General features: G+C 37.1%; 20 protein-coding genes, 2 pseudogenes, 1 riboswitch and 1 other annotated feature. Of the genes and pseudogenes, 19 read left to right on the top strand and 3 right to left on the bottom strand.

Annotated elements, in window-relative coordinates; translation table 11 throughout:
* From GZ63_RS0113650 to GZ63_RS0113615, 7 genes and pseudogenes are all read left to right on the top strand, one after another.
* Positions 1–768, top strand: a complete 768-nt coding sequence (locus GZ63_RS0113650) for a thiazole synthase (RefSeq protein WP_029270469.1) — start codon at positions 1–3, stop codon at positions 766–768.
* A complete protein-coding gene (locus tag GZ63_RS0113645; RefSeq protein ID WP_029270467.1) occupies positions 765–1,781 on the top strand; it encodes a thiazole biosynthesis adenylyltransferase ThiF in 1,017 nt (338 codons plus the stop codon). Before GZ63_RS0113650 ends, GZ63_RS0113645 begins: the two co-directional genes overlap by 4 nt.
* 135 nt (positions 1,782–1,916) lie before the next feature.
* Positions 1,917–2,030, top strand: a riboswitch (SAM riboswitch).
* Positions 2,031–2,560: 530 nt separating this feature from the next.
* Positions 2,561–2,798: a binding site (T-box leader), on the top strand.
* Between the two features lie 75 nt (positions 2,799–2,873).
* Positions 2,874–4,037 (top strand): pyridoxal-phosphate-dependent aminotransferase family protein, encoded by a 1,164-nt coding sequence (locus tag GZ63_RS0113635; protein ID WP_029270465.1) that lies wholly within the window; start codon positions 2,874–2,876, stop codon positions 4,035–4,037.
* Positions 4,034–5,619 (top strand): annotated as a pseudogene (gene serA, locus GZ63_RS16860) (phosphoglycerate dehydrogenase). Before GZ63_RS0113635 ends, serA begins: the two are co-directional and overlap by 4 nt.
* 229 nt (positions 5,620–5,848) lie before the next feature.
* The gene (locus tag GZ63_RS0113625) at positions 5,849–6,193 is read left to right on the top strand and encodes a DUF485 domain-containing protein (protein ID WP_390337342.1); all 345 of its coding nucleotides are present in this window, start codon (positions 5,849–5,851) and stop codon (positions 6,191–6,193) included.
* Positions 6,190–7,719: a solute symporter family protein gene (locus GZ63_RS0113620; protein ID WP_029270461.1), complete on the top strand. Its 1,530-nt coding sequence runs from the start codon at positions 6,190–6,192 to the stop codon at positions 7,717–7,719. The genes GZ63_RS0113625 and GZ63_RS0113620 overlap by 4 nt, the downstream gene beginning before the upstream one ends.
* A gap of 156 nt (positions 7,720–7,875) precedes the next feature.
* Positions 7,876–8,673, top strand: a complete 798-nt coding sequence (locus tag GZ63_RS0113615) for a cytochrome c oxidase assembly protein (protein ID WP_029270459.1) — start codon at positions 7,876–7,878, stop codon at positions 8,671–8,673.
* A gap of 76 nt (positions 8,674–8,749) precedes the next feature.
* Here GZ63_RS0113615 and GZ63_RS0113610 read toward each other — a convergent pair whose 3' ends face one another.
* From GZ63_RS0113610 to GZ63_RS0113600, 3 genes are read right to left on the bottom strand one after another with little or no spacing between them, the layout of a single operon-like run.
* Entirely contained in the window at positions 8,750–9,508 is a 759-nt protein-coding gene (locus tag GZ63_RS0113610; protein ID WP_029270457.1) for a FixH family protein, read from the bottom strand.
* Between the two features lie 29 nt (positions 9,509–9,537).
* On the bottom strand, positions 9,538–10,110 hold the full coding sequence (locus GZ63_RS0113605) for an SCO family protein (protein ID WP_029270455.1): 573 nt from the start codon (positions 10,108–10,110) through the stop codon (positions 9,538–9,540).
* A 16-nt stretch (positions 10,111–10,126) separates the two neighbouring features.
* Positions 10,127–10,711, bottom strand: coding sequence for a DeoR family transcriptional regulator (locus tag GZ63_RS0113600; protein WP_029270453.1), 585 nt, complete (start codon positions 10,709–10,711; stop codon positions 10,127–10,129).
* 219 nt (positions 10,712–10,930) lie between these two features.
* On the opposite strand from GZ63_RS0113600, the gene GZ63_RS0113595 reads away from it, so the two are divergent.
* From GZ63_RS0113595 to GZ63_RS0113540, 12 genes and pseudogenes are all read left to right on the top strand, one after another.
* On the top strand, positions 10,931–11,275 hold the full coding sequence (locus tag GZ63_RS0113595; RefSeq protein WP_029270451.1) for a DMT family transporter: 345 nt from the start codon (positions 10,931–10,933) through the stop codon (positions 11,273–11,275).
* A 1-nt stretch (position 11,276) separates the two neighbouring features.
* Positions 11,277–11,590, top strand: a pseudogene (locus GZ63_RS16855) (DMT family transporter).
* Between the two features lie 23 nt (positions 11,591–11,613).
* The gene (locus GZ63_RS0113585) at positions 11,614–12,567 is read left to right on the top strand and encodes an alpha/beta hydrolase (protein ID WP_029270450.1); all 954 of its coding nucleotides are present in this window, start codon (positions 11,614–11,616) and stop codon (positions 12,565–12,567) included.
* Positions 12,539–13,546 carry an MBL fold metallo-hydrolase gene (locus GZ63_RS0113580; protein WP_318842389.1) on the top strand — a complete coding sequence of 336 codons (1,008 nt, stop codon included), beginning with the start codon at positions 12,539–12,541 and terminating at the stop codon, positions 13,544–13,546. The genes GZ63_RS0113585 and GZ63_RS0113580 overlap by 29 nt, the downstream gene beginning before the upstream one ends.
* A 24-nt stretch (positions 13,547–13,570) precedes the next feature.
* Positions 13,571–13,813, top strand: coding sequence for a glutaredoxin family protein (locus tag GZ63_RS0113575; RefSeq protein WP_029270446.1), 243 nt, complete (start codon positions 13,571–13,573; stop codon positions 13,811–13,813).
* Positions 13,814–13,968: 155 nt separating this feature from the next.
* A complete protein-coding gene (locus GZ63_RS0113570; protein WP_029270444.1) occupies positions 13,969–14,988 on the top strand; it encodes a sugar-binding transcriptional regulator in 1,020 nt (339 codons plus the stop codon).
* Between the two features lie 50 nt (positions 14,989–15,038).
* Positions 15,039–16,046, top strand: coding sequence for a type I glyceraldehyde-3-phosphate dehydrogenase (gap, locus tag GZ63_RS0113565; RefSeq protein WP_029270442.1), 1,008 nt, complete (start codon positions 15,039–15,041; stop codon positions 16,044–16,046).
* A gap of 128 nt (positions 16,047–16,174) precedes the next feature.
* The gene (locus GZ63_RS0113560) at positions 16,175–17,356 is read left to right on the top strand and encodes a phosphoglycerate kinase (RefSeq protein WP_029270440.1); all 1,182 of its coding nucleotides are present in this window, start codon (positions 16,175–16,177) and stop codon (positions 17,354–17,356) included.
* Between the two features lie 17 nt (positions 17,357–17,373).
* On the top strand, positions 17,374–18,132 hold the full coding sequence (tpiA, locus tag GZ63_RS0113555) for a triose-phosphate isomerase (protein WP_029270438.1): 759 nt from the start codon (positions 17,374–17,376) through the stop codon (positions 18,130–18,132).
* A complete protein-coding gene (gpmI, locus tag GZ63_RS0113550) occupies positions 18,129–19,667 on the top strand; it encodes a 2,3-bisphosphoglycerate-independent phosphoglycerate mutase (RefSeq protein WP_029270436.1) in 1,539 nt (512 codons plus the stop codon). Before tpiA ends, gpmI begins: the two co-directional genes overlap by 4 nt.
* 16 nt (positions 19,668–19,683) lie before the next feature.
* Complete coding sequence (gene eno, locus GZ63_RS0113545; protein ID WP_029270434.1) at positions 19,684–20,970, top strand: phosphopyruvate hydratase; 1,287 nt, start codon at positions 19,684–19,686, stop codon at positions 20,968–20,970.
* A 112-nt stretch (positions 20,971–21,082) separates the two neighbouring features.
* The gene (locus GZ63_RS0113540; protein ID WP_029270432.1) at positions 21,083–22,039 is read left to right on the top strand and encodes a nucleoside hydrolase; all 957 of its coding nucleotides are present in this window, start codon (positions 21,083–21,085) and stop codon (positions 22,037–22,039) included.
* Positions 22,040–22,095 lie beyond the last annotated feature (56 nt).

Genomic DNA, 22,095 nt, shown 5'->3' with positions numbered 1-22,095 from the left:
ATGCTAACCATTAACGATAAACAATTTCATTCCAGATTACTATTAGGAACAGGAAAATATCCAAATTTTGATATTCAAAAACAAGCCGTAGAGGTATCAGAATCTGAAATTTTAACATTTACTGTCCGGCGCATGAACATTTATGAACCAAGTCAACCTAATTTTCTTGAAAAAATAGATTTAGATAAAGTTAACTTGCTACCAAATACAGCTGGTGCAAAAACAGCTCAAGAAGCAGTACGCCATGCTAAACTAGCTCAAGCCTCAGGGCTTTGCGATATGATCAAAGTAGAAGTTATTGGTTGCGATAAGACGTTGCTTCCGGATCCTGTGGAAACATTAAAAGCAACAGAGGAACTGCTCAAAGAAGGTTTTACAGTTCTGCCATATACTTCTGATGATGTTGTGCTTGCTAAAAGACTGGAAGAACTTGGTGCCCATGCGATCATGCCGGGAGCTTCACCAATTGGATCAGGTCAAGGAATTATTAATCCGCTTCATTTACGTTTTATTGTTGAACAAACAAAGGTTCCAGTGATTGTCGACGCTGGTATTGGTTCTCCTGCTGATGCTGCAATAGCGATGGAATTAGGAGCTGACGCTGTGTTACTAAATACAGCGGTATCTGCTGCAGATGACCCAGTAAAAATGGCTAAAGCGATGAAACTCGCAATTGAAGCGGGCCGCTTAGGTTATGAAGCTGGAAGAATTCCTAAAAAACGAACAGCAACAGCAAGCAGTCCAATGGAAGGGCTGAGTATCGGATGAATGATCGTTATTCCAGACAAACGCTGTTCGCTCCGATTGGTGAAAAGGGACAAAGAAGACTAAAAAAAAAGCATGTGTTACTCGTGGGAGCAGGGGCTCTTGGCACAGGTAATGCGGAATCACTTGTCCGCGGGGGTGTTGGAAAAATAACGATAGTGGATCGCGATTATGTTGAATGGAGTAATTTACAACGACAACAGCTATTTGTTGAATCAGACGCAATAGAGCGTATACCAAAAGCAATTGCTGCCAAAAAGCGGCTCCAACAAGTTAATTCTGAGGTAGAAATAGAAGCCCATATTTTAGATGTCGATCCGCAAGAATTTGAAAGCTTAATAGAAAATGTTGATCTAATAATAGATGCTACCGATAATTTTGATATTCGGATGATTATTAATGATATTTCACAGAAATATGGGGTGCCTTGGATTTATGGCTCTTGTGTCGGGAGCTATGGTATTAGTTTTACAATTATTCCAAATCAAACACCATGTTTACATTGTTTGATGGAAACTGTGCCTATTGGCGGACTGACCTGTGATACCGCGGGGATCATCAGTCCTGCAGCTAATATGGTCGTAGTGTATCAAACAGCCGAGGCACTAAAAATACTTACAGAAGATTGGGGCGCACGAAGAGAAAAATTAGTATCCTTTGATCTTTGGAAAAACGAAGAATCAAAAATCAATGTTTCTAGTTTAAGAAAAGCTGATTGCACCTCCTGCGGCGTTCATCCTACGTACCCATTCCTTGATTATGAAAATCAAACAAAATCAGCTGTGCTTTGTGGAAGAGATTCTGTTCAAATTCGTCCGGCCAAAAAAGAAAAACGTGATTTAGAAACGATAGCTCAGACATTGTCATCTATGGGGAAGGTAGAACAAAACCCATTTCTGCTTTCTTTTACAGTTGAAAAAAAGCGGCTCGTTCTATTTCAGGATGGTCGTACACTTATACATGGAACGAAGAATATATCGGAAGCCAAAACACTTTATCATCGTTATTTGGGATGAACAGAATTTCTTCAAAGCTCTCTAGATTATGCATGACCTTATATACAAATATTCATATTTTTACAGTAACAGTGTTGGCAGAAATAAATCCTTGTGATAGACTCTGAATTATCATTAGTTAATAAAATTAAATAAATCTTATCCAGAGTGGTGGAGGGACTGGCCCGATGATACCCGGCAACCCATAGGCTAGATTAAATAGTTTATGAAGGTGCTAATTCCTGCAGGATATTTCCTAGTAGATGAGAAGAGAGAATAGTTTTTCCCCCTCTTCTTAGGAAGAGGGTTTTTATTTATTATTTTATAGAAAAAGGAGAGGGTAAAATGCTTGAAAAAGGGATTTTTAGAAAACGTTATGTCATAAAATTCCTATTAGTAGGACTGATAGGAGTTTTACTATTCCTATAATCTATCAGCACATGCAGCTCCTAGAGAAATTGAAGTGCTGGATAAGTTACCAAAAACAAAAATCAGCGGAAAAATACTTCGCAGAGAATTAAAGAATAAAGAAGTATATAGAATCAGTTAAATGTACAAATATATAAAATTTAGGGCTACTTTATAAATTAAGTTGATTAAATAGATGGGAAAAGAGTATTTAAATAACTGGTGAAATATGAAACTCTTATATAAGAGGAAGAAGGTGTGAACTTATTTGAGCAACCGATTTAAATTCTTTCTTTCAAATTATTATATCAAAATATGTTGACAATAAATGAAATTTTGCTATGATTATTATTATTAATTAAAAAATTTATTATTTTATAGCAATTTCATAAATAACTATAAAGATGAAGATAGGTTCATGAAAATGAGATACTTTAGAGAGCTGATGGATGGTGTAAATCAGTGTATTCTTTTTGTGAACGGCACTTCGGAATAGACAAATTGAAACCATACAGTAGGTTTGTCCGGCAACCTGGCCGTTATCGTAAATCCAATGAAGACTGCGTATAGGATTCATATGCAGTAAAAAAAGGGTGGTACCGCGAAAAATGAAACCTTTTCGCCCCTTAGCTTAAGCTATTAAGGGCGAAAGGGCTTTTTTATTTTTTATAGTATTTGATTTCTAAAATTGAGAGGGGATTAATCATGCTACAAGATACGAATATACTGCGTATTCCAGGGCCTTCACCTATACCGCCGAGTATTCAGCGGGCAATAAGTCAACCGATGATCGGTCATCGGGGGATTGAGACGAAAGAACTCCTTCAGCGAATCAAACCAAAACTATCTCCTGTATTTGGAACAGAGCAGGATGTGCTTATCATTACGGGTAGTGGTACTTCTGGCTTAGAAGCTGCAGTGGTAAATACTGCTCAAGCTGGCGATGATGTACTTGTTATTGTAACGGGTGCATTTGGAGATCGTTTTGCTAAAATTTGCGAATCTTATCAATTGAATGTACACCGTTTGGATATCACATGGGGAGATGCTGTTCAACCTGAGATCGTGAAAGATTATCTGAAAAACAATCCTCAAATTAAAGCAGTCTTTTCGACATATTGTGAAACATCAACAGGTGTGCTAAATCCGATACGGGAAATTAGCAATGTCGTACATGAAAATTCAAAAGCTCTAATGGTAGTAGACGGTGTTTCCTGTGTTGGCGGAGTGGAAACAAAGATGGATGAATGGGGTGTTGATGTCTTTGTTACTGGTTCACAAAAAGCTATGATGTTACCTGCAGGACTAACTTTTATTGCAGTTAGTGAGCGTGCTTGGGAAGTAATAGAGGAAAATCAGCAGCCACGTTTCTATTTAGACTTAAATAAATACCGAAAAAGTTTAAATGAGGCTTCAACACCATTTACTCCAGGACTGTCTTTGTTGTTTGGACTTGAACAGGCTTTAGCATTAATGGAAAAAGAGGGATTAGCACAAGTTTTCCAAAGGCATCAAATAATGATGGAAATGACTCGTAACGCTTTTAAAGCGCTTGATATTTCGCTTCTGACATCTGACGCGACTGCATCACCTACGGTAACAGCTATTCAACCAGAAGATTTTGATGGAGAGATGTTACGTAAACAGGTGAAACAGGAATTTGGATTGGAGTTGGCTGGTGGCCAGCAACACCTAAAAGGAAAGATTGTTCGAATTGGTCATATGGGTTATTGTTCACCGGCAGATGTAATACAAACCATTGGTTTAATGGAATTGGGCTTACGAAAATTAGGCAAGGATGTAACACTTGGTCAAGGAGTAGCAGCGGCCCAAGAATGCTATTTAAAACAGGAGGTAAGTCAACAATGACATTTCGTATTTTAATTAGTGATCCTTTAAGTGAAGATGGTATATTCCCTTTACGAGAGGCGGATAACATCGAAGTAGTAATGGAGACAGATTTGACAAATGATCAGTTGCTTGAGAGGATAAAAGACTTTGACGGATTATTAGTACGCAGTCAAACGCAAGTAACAAAGGAAGTATTTGCACATGGAGAAAAGTTAAAAGTAATCGGACGAGCTGGGGTCGGTGTTGACAATATTGATTTGGAGGCAGCAACTGAAGCTGGTGTTATTGTTGTGAATGCACCTGATGGGAATACAAACTCCGCAGCAGAACACACAATGGCGATGCTTATGTCTTTGGCGCGCAAAATTCCTCAAGCTACTACGCTCTAAAACAAGAACGGTGGGATCGTAAGTCACATGTGGGAGTGGAGCTAAAAAACAAAACTTTAGGAATTGTAGGGCTTGGCAGAATTGGTGCAGAGGTAGCTACGAGAGCTAAAGGACAGCGGATGAATGTGATTGCTTATGACCCCTTTTTAACAGAAGAAAAAGCAGAGAATATGGGAATTGAATGTGGAACGATAGAAGAAGTGCTAAAAGCAGCTGACTTTATCACTGTTCATACGCCTCTCTTGAAAGAAACGAAACATCTCATTAATCAAGATGCATTTGACTTAATGAAAGACTCTGTACGAGTTATCAACTGTGCACGTGGTGGTATTATTGATGAGGATGCATTGTATGAAGCAATTATGGCTAAGAAGGTAGCTGGTGCGGCATTAGATGTATTTGAAGAAGAGCCTATTAGTAATCATAAATTACTTGAACTTCCTGAGGTAATTGCTACACCACATCTTGGTGCCAGTACTGTAGAAGCGCAAGAAAATGTAGCAATCGATGTTAGTCGTGACGTTGTAAACATTCTGTCAGGCGGAGTACCACAAAATCCAGTAAATCTGCCTGCTGTACCACAAGACATTATGAGCGAAATTGAACCATATTTCCATTTATCTGAGAAATTAGGTGCATTTCTAGCTCGTCTTGTAGAAGAAGCAGCTGAAGAGATTAATATATACTATGCTGGAGAGCTTTCTGAATTAGAAGTAGCACCATTAACACGCAATACTGTGAAAGGCGTATTAAAACGTTACTTAGGGGATCATGTAAACGACGTAAATGCAGCATACTTAGCAGAGAAAAAAAGTATTATCATTAATGAGAATAAAACTTCTACTACAAAAGGATTCACAAATTTAATTACGGTAGAAGTTAAAACCAAATCAGAAACAAGAAAAGTAGCAGGAACATTATTAAATGGCTATGGAGCCCGTATTATCAAAGTAGACAATTATCGAGTAGATGTTATACCGGAAGGCCACATGGTATTAGTCCATCATAAAGACCAGCCGGGTGCTATCGGCAGAGTGGGAACAACACTTGCAAAAGATAATATAAATATAGCAACAATGCAAGTAGGAAGATCAGATGTTGGCGGTGATGCGATCATGATGTTGACAGTCGATAAACAGGTAGAGCAAACAGGACTTGAATTACTAAAAGAATTAGAAGATATTTATAAAGTAACTGCAGTTACTTTATAAACTGGAACGGTCTGTCCCTTGCAGAGGGGCAGACCTTTTTTAATACTAAAGCTTGAATTTTTGTAAGGCATACGGATGGATAATTCTTATCTAATAAAGTTTATAACTGATGTTTTCTATATTTTTTAAATATATAATAATTTCCGAATTATTTTGAAAATATGTATCTATATTGATATACTAAATCACAACAAATCATTTAAAATGATGAAGATAGGAGTTGGTATTATTGGAAAAAGAATTAGCAAGAAGCGTAAGTAACCCGCCAGACTATGAAGAAGTTGCTAGAAGTAGAAAATTTAAACAATTAATGAATGAAAGGAAAAAGTTTATTATTCCGTTTACAATTTTCTTTATTGTATTTTATTTTATGTTACCGATATTAACGTCCTATACAACTATTTTAAACACACCAGTAATTGGGGATATTACGTGGGTTTGGGTTTATGCCTTTGCGCAGTTTGTAATGACTTGGGTGCTATCTATTATCTACATTAGAAAAGCAGCTGTTTTTGATAAAAAATCAAATGAAATAATCGAGGAACAGCTAGATAAGGGAGGAATCGATTCATGAATGCAACAGTGATTTTTTTCTTTCTTCTTATTGTAGCAGGCACCTTAGTTATTACATATTGGGCCGCAAAAAGAACAAAATCAACAGGTGACTTTTACACTGCTGGAGGCGGGTTAACGGGATGGCAAAATGGGTTGGCAATTGCAGGTGATTATTTATCCGCTGCCTCCTTTCTTGGTATTGCAGGAGCTATAGCACTGAATGGATTTGATGGATTTTTCTATAGTATTGGATTTTTAATTGCTTATCTTGTTGTCCTTTTTTTAGTAGCCGAACCTTTGAGAAATCTTGGAAAATATACACTTGCTGATATGATAAATGCACGTTTTGACGCAAAAAAAGTAAGGGGGGCAGCTGCTTTAAATACAATTGTTATCGTTATTTTTTATATGATTGCTCAGTTAGTTGGGGCAGGTGCACTTATTCAGTTATTGTTTGGCATAGATTATTGGGTTGCTGTTTTAATTGTTGGCGTAATGATGACCATTTATGTATTGTTTGGCGGAATGACAGCTACAAGTTGGGTACAAATTATTAAAGCACTTTTATTAATGCTTGGAACCGTCATTATCTCATTTATGGTATTAGCTAAATTTAACTTTAATCTTGTTTACATGTTCAGTGAGATGAAAACGGTTACAGAACATGGTGCAGACTACTTGAAACCCGGACTTAAGTACACAGATCCACTTGGTACGATTTCACTAATGATCGCATTGGTATTAGGAACAGCTGGTTTACCACATATATTAATGCGTTTCTTTACTGTTAAAGATGCGAAAACAGCAAGAAGTTCTGTCATTACTGCTACATGGGTTGTTGGCATTTTCTATGTCTTAACTGTTTTTCTTGGTTTTGGAGCGGCTGCGTTTGTGGGTTCAAAAGCCATTACATCTGCAAATACAGCGGGAAACATGGCTGCACCACTGCTGGCTGAAGCGCTTGGCGGAGATTTCTTATTGTCATTTGTATCAGCAGTCGCATTTGCTACGATTCTTGCTGTTGTAGCAGGGCTCGTTTTATCAGGTGCATCTGCATTTGCCCATGATGTGTATGGTCAAATTATTAAGAAAGGTAAGATTTCAGATCGAGATCAAATGCTTGCTGCAAAATATGCATCGTTTGGAGTATCTGTATTTTCGATTATATTAGCATTATTTGCCCAAAATCTAAACGTTGCTTTTCTCGTGTCATTAGCATTTTGTGTTGCTGCAAGTGCCAATTTACCGGTTATTTTATATACGATCTATTGGAAGAGATTTAATACAAGTGGCGCAGTTACTGGAATGTTGACTGGATTAATAGTATCTCTTGTACTTGTTATATTAAGTCCAAATGTATTTTCTCCCGTGCCAGGAGAGGCAATGTTTGTCGGAGATCCTATATTCCCGTTTACAAATCCCGCATTGTTTTCAGTACCACTTGGATTTTTAGGGGGATATCTAGGAACAGTTTTATCAAAAGAAAGAGATCCCAGAAGATATGCAGAAGTAAAGGTGAAGGCAAATACCGGATACAGAGAGTAGAATGTAAAAGGAAGGGGCGTCCATTACTAGGTCTCTTCCTGTATTTTTTAACCCTTCCCAATCACACTTTATTCCAGTTTTGCATAGAATAAATAGATGATAAATCGTTGGGTGTGAATTTGATACAATGATAGGTTTGATTTTGGAGGGATACAAATGATGTATGAAGTATTGCTCGAAGATCACATGCAGTGGAATATACCATGGTTGATTGGCTTAGTCGCAATTGCCTGTTTTTATTTCTTTCTGATTAAATATTGGATGAAGATGAATCTGAAAAAAAAGCAATCATCCCTTTTTGTTCTCTGTTTGTGTTTAGTTTATTTGTCTCTTGGAAGTCCTTTTGCGGGTGTTAGCCATGCTTCATTCAGTTTGCATATGATTCAGATGAGTATCATTTATTTTATTATTCCTCCTTTATTTTTATTGGGAATACCTAGCCAAATCATTGAATATATGAGAAAAAAAATAAATTTGAGAAAAAAGAAATTTATTTTATTCCTTCCGTTCATCACTCTGTGTATCTTCGCTATATTATTCTTTTTTTACCACATGCCTTTTGTGTTAACACTACTATCTAAATATCCAGCAATTCATAAAGTTTATGGAATTATATTATTTATACTGGCTGTTATTATGTGGTGGCCAATTGCAGGTACGGCAAACAGACAGCTACCTAAAAAGAAAAAGAAGCGATATGCATTTTTAAGCAGTCTTTTAATAATGCCAGCATGTGTAATATTCATTGTATATGCTTTCATGGATGGAATGACCAATCCATTTCTAAATGAATTAACCACAGGACTTTGTTTTGCAGGTCCGTCTGACCCCGTTGCATTACTTCCGCCTCCTTTTAATACAAAATTTGATCAAATTGCAGCTGGACTTTCGATGATGATAATGCATAAATTAGGGATTATTCTTACGTATAAAGTAAATAGTCTTCCTTTCTGACTACATGCTTGGATAGGTACCTGAATAAATCGATCAAAAAACCCAAATCATTGTTCTGATTTGGGTTTTAAAAGTTTTATTTTACTTCAATTTTATATTCTTCTTGTTCTTTTACTCCATCATCATCTTCAACATGAATTTGTATCGTATAAGAGCCTGCTTCTGAGAAAGTATGTGTTGCTTTATATTCACCTGCTTTTGTTTCTTCTGCCTCCGCTGTTTCTTGATTATCCGATTCGTCTTTCTTAGAGATATCGTATTGAACATCTGCTTTTTCAATAGGCTCATCATCCATTTGTAAATGTGTGATTAAGTCTACTTCCTCATCTGTTTTGACCTCTTCAGGCTCCATGAAATGCATGTGAAGGCCATCAGCATTCTCGTGCTCATGATCTCCATGTTCGTCATGAGCATCATGTTCATCGGCAATCGCATTTCCTACTTCTATCGATTTTTTTGGCATAGTGTGTAAATCTCTTGCTGTTGTATGTGCATAGATTTCATAAACAGCATCTTCTTCAAAGCTTACTTTCGCTGTATATGTTCCATCTTCATTATTTTGTGCTTCAACTGTAGTGCTATCGTCTTCATTTCCTTGCTTCCAGTATTCAAATTCCATTTCATCTGCATCTTTCACTTTTTCGTCACCATAAGTAACAATAGCTTTTAACTCGACTTCTTCGTCAACTTCTGCAGATTCAGGCAAAGCGAAATCAACTTTCAGTTCTGCTAATTCCTCTGTTTCTTCTTTTGTTTCGTCTGAATGATTATCACTGCATGCGGCTAATAGCATTAGCATGAGAACAAAAAGAAATATCCATATTTTCCGTCTCATTCTTCTTTTCCCCCTTGTTTTTATTCATGTTAGAGCACAGCCTTTAAATCCTCCACAATTGTTTCTATTTCCTTTTTATCCACACCATCATATTTTTTTACGATTTCTCCCTCTGGATTAATCAGAAAGAAGTTTGTTCCATGTGTCACTTGATCATCCCCGGGTTGGGGTTCCGCTAAGAGAGAACGAAAAGATTTAATAGAAAGTTCTTTAATGGTTTGAAAGTCATATCCTGTCAAGAACGTCCAGTTATCAAGATCGGCTTCATATTCTTTGGCGTAGTCCCTTAACACTTCCGGTGTATCATGTTCAGGGTCAACACTAAAGGAAACAAGCTGAACATCTAGGTCTTCTTCTTTTAATTTATCTTGTAAAATGGACATGTTTGAGGTCATTGGTAGACAAACAGTCGTACAGTTTGTAAAGACGAAATCTGCTACCCACCATTCGCCCTCTAAATCTTTATTACTTAATTTTTTTTCATCTTGTGTTGTAAATTCAAAATCTGCAACCTCTTCAGACATATTTGTTTCAATGTCTTCACCGCCGCAAGCAGCGAGGAACAGGATAAAAATAAAGGCAAAAAATTTTATGAATCTCATTTATGACTTCCTTTCTTTAATGGTGTTGACAAGGATTCACATTACCCTCATTCATCTTTTTAAAGACAATTTCCAGCGCTTCATGAAATGGATAAACGTTACCTCCAAATCCATGAACAAATTTTTCCGCATGATCTCTCCACTCAAATGGTAAAACTTGTGGTTGACAGCAGCCCAGATGAAGGGAAGTATCCATGACAAACCATGCCAAAGGTGCACTTATTGTGGTTTGTTTCAGAAAATCATAACATAATGCCTGAACAACTTGCTCATTTAACTGACGATGTCTAAGAAGTCCACAGTGGGCACAGCATGCAGTCTCAACTTGATTATTTGGCAGAATAAGCCTGTAAGCCATTCTTTCGTTGATAGAACGTTGGCATACGGTGCATTCCTCGGGATTCGCAGATGATTTGTGTTTTTGAGCAATGGTTACACCACCAAAAGTTTTAATGACGTCTCCAGACTCAATCAATGGCCTTAAGTCCCGATGGATCGTCATTTCAGATACATCAAGCATTTCACTTAGCTCGGAAATTTTTAATGTCTGTTTCTTTTTTATTAGTTTTTTAATTTGATTTTGACGATCAATAGGTAGCATGAATGTTTCACCTCTCAATCATTAATCGATTTTTAACAAACTAAAACAATTTCTAACATGATTTTAACAGGCGGTGCCAAGAAGAGCAATGAACATTCTGTGAACGATATTATTATGGGCAAATTGGTGATATGATAAAGTGAAAAATAGGAATAAGTTGCTCTTATCGAAATAGTAAGGTAGTTTTGAAATAGTATTATTATAGGAGGCTTTAGAGATTTGGGTTGGCTTTATGTTCTTTTTGCTGCTATTGTCGAGGTATTCTGGGTCATTGGTTTGAAATATTCTGATTCATTGATGGAGTGGATTGGTACTATTTTTATTATTATTTTGAGTTTTTATTTTATTGTGAAAGCAAGTGAACAATTACCAACAGGGACTGTTTACGCTGTGTTTACCGGTTCAGGAGCTGCTGCAATTGTTTTAATTGACTTTCTTATTTTTGGTGCAGCATTTTCTGTTGCAAAACTATTTTTTATTGGGTTAATTATAATAGGTGTTATTGGTATTAAGTTTACAACAACCGAAGCGAAAAAGGAAACAGTCATACATAGGGGGGGATAAATTGGCTTGGTTGTATCTGGTTATTGCCAGTTTCGGTGAAATTTTTGGAGTGATGTTCATCAATATTTATCTTCAAAAAAATCGCTTCAATGGCTGTTAATGGTGATCCTATCTTTTTCAGGCGGGTTTTTGTTTTTGTCACTTGCGATGCGAGATATACCACTTGGTACGGCCTATGCGATATGGACAGGTTTAGGAGCAGCAGGAGCAGTATTAATAGGTATTTTCTTTTTTAGAGAATCAGCGGGCTGGAAGCGAATGCTATTCTTATGTTGCATCATTGCTGGAGCGGTAGGCCTTAAAGCAATTGAATGACGTGAATGAAAGAAGGTGATCAGTTGGAAGAAAAAGTACATCAAACGGAGCATTCATCAAGAAAAAGAAATAGGAAGAAAACCGTAAGTCTTATTTTTGGTGCAATGATTATATTAACCCTTATTGTGTGTGTTGGAATATCTATTTTCGTCGGGTATAGTATGACACATCCTGAAAAAAAAACAATTGAGCAATCGCCTAGTGATTACGGGATGGCTTATGAAGATATTGAGTTTAGCAGTAGGGGAGATGGGCTGCAGTTATCTGGCTGGGTACTGAAACCGGAGGAGACACCAAAAATGACAGTAATCTTTTCGCACGGCTATAAAGGGAATCGGTATGAAGACCATATACCATATCTCTCCATGGCAAAAGACCTTTTAGACAAAGGGTATCGTGTTGTTATGTTTGATTTTCGTTATGCTGGAGAATCAGATGGCGATATGTCAACAATTGGTGCAAAAGAACAATTTGATTTGCTTGGTGCAATTGATTACGTCAATGAAAGGTATGATGAACCAATCGGTTTACTTGGTATCTCGATGGGAGCTTCGACATCTTTACTTGCCGCTTCTCAAGCAGAAGATGTCATTGGTGTGGTTGCTGATAGTCCGTTTAGTGACTTAGAGGAGTATCTAAAAGTCAATTTACCAGTCTGGTCCAATTTGCCAAATTTTCCTTTCACACCGCTAATTTTGACGTTAGTACCTATGATTTCTGATCTGGATCCAAAAAACGCCAGTCCTATTTCTGTATTGGGAGACATCGCCCCAAGACGAGTACTTTTTATCCATAATAAGGAAGACGATGCGATTCCATATACGGAAAGCAAAAAAATGGCTGAGAAAAATCCGGAAAAATTTAAATTATGGCTTCCTGATGGGGAAGGTCATGTAAAAGCCTACAAACAAAACAAAGATGAATATATTAAAAAAGTGGATACATTCTTTGAAGCTAGTTTGGAAGAGGCTTCTTAATATCAAATATAATAGGAAAGTGAGCAGTGAGGAATATATGTTAGAAGCGTATGGATTAAAACTTATCAAGCTTGATTTGCCTTTTCGCCTTAACCATGTAAATTGTTTTATGGCAGAAGGTGAAAATGGATGGACGATTATTGATACTGGATTAAATAACAAGGAAACCATCTTGAGATGGGAAAAAGAATTGGAAGGAAAAATAGTTTCAAATATATATATTACGCATTACCATCCAGACCATTTTGGTTATGCCGGAGGATTACAAAGAAAGGTAAACGCTCGTCTCTCAATGAGTGAGATTGATGTGAATGCCGGTTTTACAGCTTGGCAGGAAGATACGATCAAAAGCATTCGCAACAGCTATACACTTGCAGGGATTCCGAATGAAATGGCTGGTAAAATGACTGGCAATACTGAAGAATTTATTGAAGCAGTAACACCTTATCCAAACGTGGATCATTATTTTCAAGAAGGTGAATTAGTTCCTCTTGGTAAATATAATTATGAGGTAATCTTTACGCCTGGGCATTCAGACGGTTTAATCACATTTTATAATAAAGATAAAAATGTTTTGCTCTCAACCGATCATATATTGCCAAAGATTACACCGAATATCTCGCATTGGTTCCATGGTAACCAAGATCCGCTGGATACATATTTAAAATCTTTGGATAAAATAAAAAAATTGGATGCTGATTTAGTCATTCCTTCTCATGGCAAACCGTTTCATGGAGCAAATCGAAGGATTGATGAAATCAAAGGACACCATGAGGAACGACTTGCACAAACATTATCATTCCTAGATCATCAGGGTGATACCGTTTATGATATTTGTGGGAAACTGTTTCAAAAGGAACTTACCGTACATGAAATGCGTTTTGCTATTGGGGAGACACTTGCCCACCTTGAATATTTAAGAAACCGGGGAGAATGTCAACGAGAACAGCAAAATGGAAGATGGTACTATACACTGTGAAATATAGAAAGAGGGCGTTAAAATATGCTTCAAATAAAGTTTTATACCAAGGAAAACTGTCCGTTATGCGAAGATGCAGAAGCATTGTTAACCTTGCTTCGAAATGATTATCCATTTGTAGTGGATAAAAGAAATATTGATACAAATGAAACTTGGTTGGAAGCTTATCAGCTGAACATCCCTGTTATTGATATAAATGGTAGGCAGCTTGATTGCAGAAATATAAGTTTTGAAACATTAAATCGTGTAATCCAAGAACATGTGTAAACAAAAATCTATGCAATCAAATTTGTTGAAGAATTGTATCTCTTTGCTATAATAAAAATAGACAACGTGAAATGATGTCTATTTTTTTGAATCATGTGGGACATCGTAATTTTATTTGGGACAAAGATGTCCCTATGTGAAAAGGAGCCTTTCTTATGAATGACTTACTTAACTTGCAGAAAAAATTATATCCCGACTTATTAGAAAGTATGCATCAAAGATATGCTGTGTTGCGCAATATCTATCTTTTTCAGCCTATTGGTAGAAGAGGTTTGGCAGAACATACAAAACTGACCGAACGTATTGTGCGTGGGGAAGTCACTTTTTTACAAAAACACAGTTTTATTCATATGACAACAAAAGGAATGCAAATTACGAAAGAGGGAAAAATGCTAGTGGAACAACTGGCTCCTTTTATGAGTGAGTTTTCAAAGGTAAGTGTTTTACAGGAACGATTAAAGGATAAATTACAAATAAAACAGGCCTTGATCGTTCCAGGTAATAGTGATGAAGACAATTGGGTAAAACAAGAAATGGGAAAAGTCTGTGTTTCATATCTTAAACAAACGGTTCAATCCGGCTCTGCAATAGCAGTTACTGGCGGTACAACAATTGCTGCTGTAGCTGATGTGATGACACCAATAGAAACTTCAGATGATTGTTTATTTGTCCCTGCAAGAGGTGGTATAGGGGAAAGAATGGAAAATCAGGCAAATTCAATTGTTGCTAAAATGGCAAGAAAAGCGAAGGGTGATTACCGTTTGCTTTATGTACCTGATACATTAAGTGAGACATCCTATCAAACAATGATCAATGAGCCGGCAATTAAAGAAGTTTTACAAAAAATAAAAAGCGCTGATATTGTTTTACATGGCATAGGTGATGCCTTAACGATGGCAGCAAGAAGAAATACGCCAGAACACATAACAGCAGAGTTAAAAGAGAAGAATGCCGTTAGTGAGGCATTTGGTTATTATTTTGATAATAAAGGAGAGATTGTCCACAAAGTCAGAACGATAGGTCTTCAATTAGAAGATGTATCGTCTACTCCTCAGGTTATCGCAATAGCAGGTGGAAAATCAAAGGCAAAGGCAATCGTATCTTACTTCATGAGAAACAAAAGTGATTTGCTCATTACGGATGAAGCAGTAGCAGAAGCGATTTTAAGGGCTTAATTATTCCCTTTGAATATATAAAATTTAACTCAATTATAGGAGGAATATAGATGTCAGTGAAAATAGGTATAAATGGCTTTGGTAGAATTGGAAGAAATGTATTCCGTCAGTCTCTCAAAAATGAAGAAGTAGAAGTTGTAGCAGTAAATGACTTAACGGACGCAGAGATGCTCGCCCATCTATTAAAATTTGATTCTGTTCATGGACAATTAGGGGAAGAAATCAATGTAAATGGTTCAAATATTATTGTTGGCGGGAAAGAGATTAAAGTACTATCTGAACGTGATCCGGCTAATATCGGCTGGGGTGATCTAGGCGTAGAAGTTGTTATTGAGTCAACAGGCCGTTTTACTAAAAGGGAAGATGCCCAAAAGCACATAGATGCAGGAGCTAAAAAAGTGATTATTTCCGCACCGGCTAAAAATGAAGATTTAACAATGGTAATGGGTGTTAACCATCAAGATTACGATGCTGATAAACACCATATTGTATCAAATGCATCATGCACTACAAATTGTCTGGCACCTATAGCAAAAGTTCTGCATGAAAAATTCGGTCTTAATCGCGGATTAATGACCACTGTTCATTCTTATACAAATGACCAGCAAATTCTAGATCTACCCCATAAAGATTATAGACGTGCGCGTGCAGCTGCTCAAAATATCATTCCAACATCAACTGGTGCTGCAAAAGTAGTAGGAAAAGTGTTACCAGCATTAGATGGAAAATTAAATGGGATGGCAGTTCGTGTACCAACTCCAGATGGTTCACTCGTCGATTTAGTAGCAGAACTTACGAAAAATGTTACGTTAGAAGATGTAAATGATGCATTTAAAGAAGCTGCTGAAGGTGAATTAAAAGGAGTTTTAGAATATAGTGAACTTCCACTTGTCTCCAATGATATTGTAGGGAATACAAATTCCTCCATTGTTGATGGTCTTTCCAATATGATTCTGGAAGACAATATGGTGAAAGTCGTTTCCTGGTATGACAACGAAATGGCTTATTCTGCACGTTGCGTTGATTTGGCCGCATATATGAAAAAACAAGGCTTATAAAATTTTATAAGAGGAGGAGGAATGCATTCCTCCTCCATTTTCAATTTTAAATGGTTATTGGATGCATTTATTGGGAAAACCTATTATGATTGTTTTTGTACATAGTTGTTAATAGGGAGGTTTTTGTATTGAACAAAAAAACACTTCATGACCTGGATTTGAAAGGTAAAAAGGTGTTTTGCCGTGTGGATTTAAATGTTCCTATGGATAATGGTGAAGTAACAGATGAAACTCGTATAAAGGCTGTCTTACCAACAATTAATTATCTTTCGGACCAAGGAGCAATTACTATATTGGCAAGCCACCTTGGCCGCCCAAAAGGGCAAGTGGTTGAAGAGTTGCGTCTAGATCCTGTGGCAAAGCGGTTAAGCGATCTACTTGAAAAAGAAGTTTTGAAAACAGATGAAGTTCACGGGAAAGAAGTAAATGAAGCAATTTCTAAAATGAGTGAAGGGGATATTTTATTAATTGAAAACGTTCGCTTTGATCCCGGCGAAGAAAAAAATGATGCAAAATTAGTACAAGCTTTTGCTGATATGGCCGATATATTTGTTAACGATGCTTTTGGAACCACGCATCGGGCACATGCTTCTACAACAGGAGTAGCAGATAAATTACCTGCTGTTGCTGGATTTCTTATGGAACAAGAAATACATGTTTTAAGCAAGGCGCTAAAAGCACCCGATAGACCATTTACAGCGATAATCGGGGGTGCGAAAGTCAAAGATAAAATTGATGTTATTGATTATTTATTAGAAAAGGTTGATAACTTAATCATTGGTGGAGGATTGGCCTACACCTTTGTGAAAGCACAAGGCTATGAAATTGGGAACTCATTACTTGAAGAAGATAAAATCGATCTTGCCAAAAAGTTTATGCAAAAGGCAAAGGATAAAGGCGTTAGACTTATTTTACCGAAAGATGCGGTCGTGGCTAATGATTTTTCGGAAACAGCAAATACAAAAATTGTAACAATTGACCAAATCCCTGTAGATTGGCAAGCGTTAGACATTGGACCTGAAACACGTGAATTATTTAGTCAGATTGTGGCTGAGTCACAACTTGTTATTTGGAACGGTCCAATGGGTGTATTTGAAATGAACGCTTTTGCAGGAGGAACGAAAGCTGTTGCTGATGCTTTAGCAAACACCGAAGGATATACTGTAATTGGTGGCGGTGATTCAGCTGCAGCAGTTGAAAAGTTCGATCTTGCGGATAATATGAACCACGTATCAACAGGCGGCGGAGCTTCATTGGAATTTATGGAAGGGAAAGAGCTGCCGGGTGTAAAAGTGCTGGATGAAAAATAGAAGGAGTGATGGATCATATGCGTAAGAAAGTAATCGCCGGAAATTGGAAGATGAACAAAATGTTATCAGAAGCAAATCAATTCTTGGTGGAAACAGCAAACAAGGTACCAAATAACGATCATGTAGAAGCAATTGTGTGTGCGCCATTTCCTTTTCTAGCATCACTTGTTGAAAAGGCAAAAGGAACGAGCTTAAAAATTGGTGCTCAAAACATGCATTATGAAGAAAAAGGTGCATTTACAGGTGAAGTAAGTCCATCGATGTTAAAGGATCTTGGTGTCAGTCATGCTGTTATTGGACATTCTGAACGCAGAGAATATTTTGCTGAGACAGATGAAAGTGTTAACAAAAAAGCACATGCTGCATTTAAGCATGGATTAACGCCAATTATCTGCTGTGGTGAAACATTAGAACAACGTGAAGCAAATGAGACAATGAATCATATAGCATCTCAAGTGAAAGCAGCTTTAAAAGACTTATCTGAAAGTCAAATTGCGGAAACGATTATCGCATATGAACCAATTTGGGCGATTGGAACAGGTAAAACAGCTTCTAGTGAAGAAGCAAGTGACGTATGTACACATATACGTCATGTTGTGAAAGAAATTACATCTGAAGCTACAGCTGAAAAAGTTATTATTCAATATGGGGGCAGTGTAAAACCTGCAAACATTGATGAATTACTGGCACAGTCTGATATTGATGGCGCATTAGTAGGTGGAGCTAGCCTAGAGCCAGAGTCATTTTTACAACTAATGGAGGCTGGAACAAAATGAGTCGGGATAATTTGGCAGCATTAATTATTTTAGATGGGTTCGGTCTTCGAGCGGAAGAAAAGGGAAATGCAGTTAAACAAGCTAATAAGCCTAATTTTGAACGTTATTGGAATACGTATGCCCATAATCAATTGACTGCTTGCGGAAAAGCAGTTGGTCTACCTGAAGGCCAAATGGGAAATTCGGAAGTTGGTCATTTAAATATTGGCGCTGGCAGAATTGTTTATCAAAGTTTAACGCGTGTGAACCTGTCAATAAAAGACGGGGAATTCTTTGAAAAAGAAGCATTTTTAAAATCAATAAATAAAGCTAAAGAAAAAAATAAGGCATTACATCTTTTTGGATTGTTATCTGATGGTGGTGTACATAGCCATATTAATCATTTGTTTGCTTTATTAAAACTTGCAAAAGAAGAAAACATGGAAAAGGTTTATGTGCATGCCTTTTTAGATGGACGGGATGTTGGACCGCAAACAGCAAAGGAATATATCAAACAAACAGAAGATAAAATGAAAGAATACGGTGTCGGTCAATTTGCTACAATATCAGGACGTTATTATTCCATGGATCGAGATAAACGCTGGGATCGTGTGAAAAAAGCATATGATGCGATGGTCTACGGAAAAGGACCAAGCTACATGGATCCATTTGAAGTAGTAGATGATTCCTATGAGAACGGAATCTATGATGAGTTTGTTATCCCGTCTGTAATTACAAATAAAGATGGGGAACCAATTGGAAAGGTTGAAGACGGGGATTCGATTATATTTTATAACTTCCGTCCAGATCGGGCGATTCAAATATCCAGAACCTTTGCAAATCAGGACTTTCATGACTTTGATCGTGGTGAGCATGTCCCAAAAGATTTGGATTTCGTTATGTTAACGAATTTTAGTGAATCTGTTGATGGGTATGTTGCTTATCATCCAGTGAACCTTGATAATACAGTTGGTGAAGTGTTGTCTCAGCATGATCTGAAACAACTTCGAATTGCAGAAACGGAAAAATATCCGCATGTAACATTTTTCATGAGTGGTGGAAGGGAAAATGAATTCCCAGGAGAAAAGCGAGTATTAATTGATTCACCCAAAGTGGCAACATATGATTTAAAACCGGAAATGAGTGCATACGAAGTAACGGATGCATTATTAAAAGAGTTGGATACCAAGCAGCATCATGCAATTATTTTAAACTTTGCTAACCCAGACATGGTCGGACATTCCGGGAAATTAGAGCCAAGCATTGAGGCGATTGAAGCGGTTGACGAGTGTCTTGGCAAAGTTGTTGATAAAATTATAGAACTTGGTGGACATGCTATTATTACGGCCGATCATGGCAATTCGGATGAAGTAATAACACTTGAAGGCGAACCAATGACAGCTCATACAACGAATCCTGTACCAGTCATTGTTACGAAAGATGATATTGAACTGCGTGATGGAGGTATTTTAGCAGATTTATCCCCAACATTGCTTGATTTATTACATTTGGAAAAACCGAAAGAAATGACAGGTAAATCATTAATAAAAAAATAATAGAGGAGAGATTCAAATGCCATATATTACAGATGTTTATGCACGTGAAGTATTGGATTCGCGTGGTAATCCGACCATTGAAGTAGAGGTTTTTACGGAATCAGGAGCTTTCGGCTCTGCATTAGTTCCTAGTGGTGCTTCAACAGGCGAATATGAAGCAGTAGAGCTTCGTGACGGTGATAAAGACCGTTATTTAGGAAAAGGTGTTTTAAAAGCAGTAGAAAATGTGAATGAGGTTATTGCTCCTGAATTACTAGGTTTAGACATTACACGCCAAAATATTATCGACCATTTAATGATCGAGCTGGATGGTACAGAGAATAAAGGAAATCTCGGTGCCAACGCTATTTTAGGTGTATCTATGGCGGTAGCACATGCAGCATCAAGTTATCTTGAAATTCCTTTATACAATTATTTAGGTGGTTTTAATGCTAAAACATTACCAACTCCAATGATGAATATTTTAAACGGCGGCGAACATGCTGACAATAATGTGGACATTCAAGAGTTTATGATCATGCCTATTGGTGCTCCAACATTTCAAGAAGCTTTACGAACTGGAGCAGAAATTTTCCATTCATTAAAGAATGTCTTAAAATCGAAAGGTTACAACACAGCTGTTGGTGACGAAGGTGGTTTTGCTCCAAATCTAAAATCGAATGAAGAGGCATTAGAAACGATTGTTGAAGCCATTGAAGCTGCAGGTTATAAGCCAGGTGAAGAAATTAAATTGGCGATGGATGTAGCTTCATCTGAAATCTTTCAAGATGGAAAGTATAACCTTAAAGGCGAAGGGGTTGTCCGTACGTCAGAGGAGATGGTTTCATGGTATGAAGAAATGGTCAATAAATACCCAATTGTTTCAATTGAAGATGGCTTGGATGAGAATGACTGGGAAGGTCATAAACTCCTCACAGACCGTTTAGGTAATCGTGTTCAATTAGTGGGAGATGATCTTTTTGTAACGAATACAGAAAAGCTCGCGCAAGGGATTGAGCAAGGTGTTGGTAACTCCATTTTAGTCAAGGTTAATCAGATTGGAACGTTGACGGAAACATTTGAAGCGATTGAAATGGCGAAAAAAGCAGGCTATACGGCAGTTATTTCACACCGATCAGGAGAAACAGAAGATGCTACAATTGCTGACATTGCTGTAGCTACAAACGCTGGACAAATTAAAACTGGTGCCCCATCACGTACTGATCGGGTAGCAAAATATAACCAGCTGCTGCGTATTGAAGATGAGCTTTCCGGTATGGGCGAATATGCAGGGATTGACGCATTTTATAATTTAAAAAAATAAATGAGGAACAGCTAGAGGCAGGGTAGAACCTGTCTCTTTTACATATTCACGAGACAACATTCTCATGTAATAAATTAACAGTATGGCAAATTCTACAGAAGGAGAATGCTGTTTGGCAGAAAAAATATTGGTATTCGGTGATGTTGGGATCGATGACACAATTGCTTTAATATACAGCTATCTTAATGATCAAATAGATATCGTAGGAATCGTTGCAGATTATGGAAATATATCAAGAGAAAATGCATTAGCCAATGTACATTACGTAAAAAACTTATTAAATGTTTCAGAGAATATTAAAATCTATGCTGGAGCTGAGGTACCGACACATGGAAGAAAACCTACGTACTTTCCTGAAATACATGGTGAATATGGACTTGGGCCGATTACACCCCCAGTAGTTACAAATGAGAGCGTTAATGAAAATTTTTATGAGGTAGTTGAAATTATCGAGAAATATGGCGATGAACTGATTATCGTCAATATTGGAAGGTTAACTTCATTGGCAACCATGTTTATACTTTATCAAAACTTAATGAATAAGGTAAAAGCTTATTATTTAATGGGTGGTGCCTTCTGGGTTCCGGGTAATGCTACAGCTGTTTCAGAAGCAAATTTTTATGCTGATCCGAATGCAGCCAATATAGTACTTACTTATGCGAATAACGTCACCATCATCCCTCTGAATGTTACGGAACAAGCAATTGTAACACCGGAAATGGTAAATTATATAGATGAGCGTGGCCAAGTAGAGCTCGTAAAACCATTATTAGATTATTATTATGATTTTTACAAAAAACGAAATCCAAGCATTCAGGGCAGTCCAATGCATGATGCGCTTACATTAATGGCAACAATTCATGAAAAAATGCTTATTTATCGTACGTTACCTGTTACAATCGTAGAATCGATAGATAGTGAAGCAAGAGGACAAAGTATTGCTGATATTCGTCCTTATGAAAATATTAAAGAAAACCAAGGAAAGCAGCATCGAATCGCATTTCAGCTTGATTACAGACAATTCTTTAATGAATTCATGACTGTAATGACCAAGGAAGTAGTTGGTTAAGTTAGAAATGTTAAAGAGGCTGGGACATAACTAGCCCCAAATAAACAAAATCGGTT

The sequence above is a fragment of the Virgibacillus alimentarius genome (assembly GCF_000709085.1).
GTDB lineage: Bacteria > Bacillota > Bacilli > Bacillales > Amphibacillaceae > Virgibacillus_B > Virgibacillus_B alimentarius.
The sequence above is the reverse complement of the archived record's forward strand: the minus strand, read 5'-3'. Positions and strand labels throughout refer to the sequence as shown.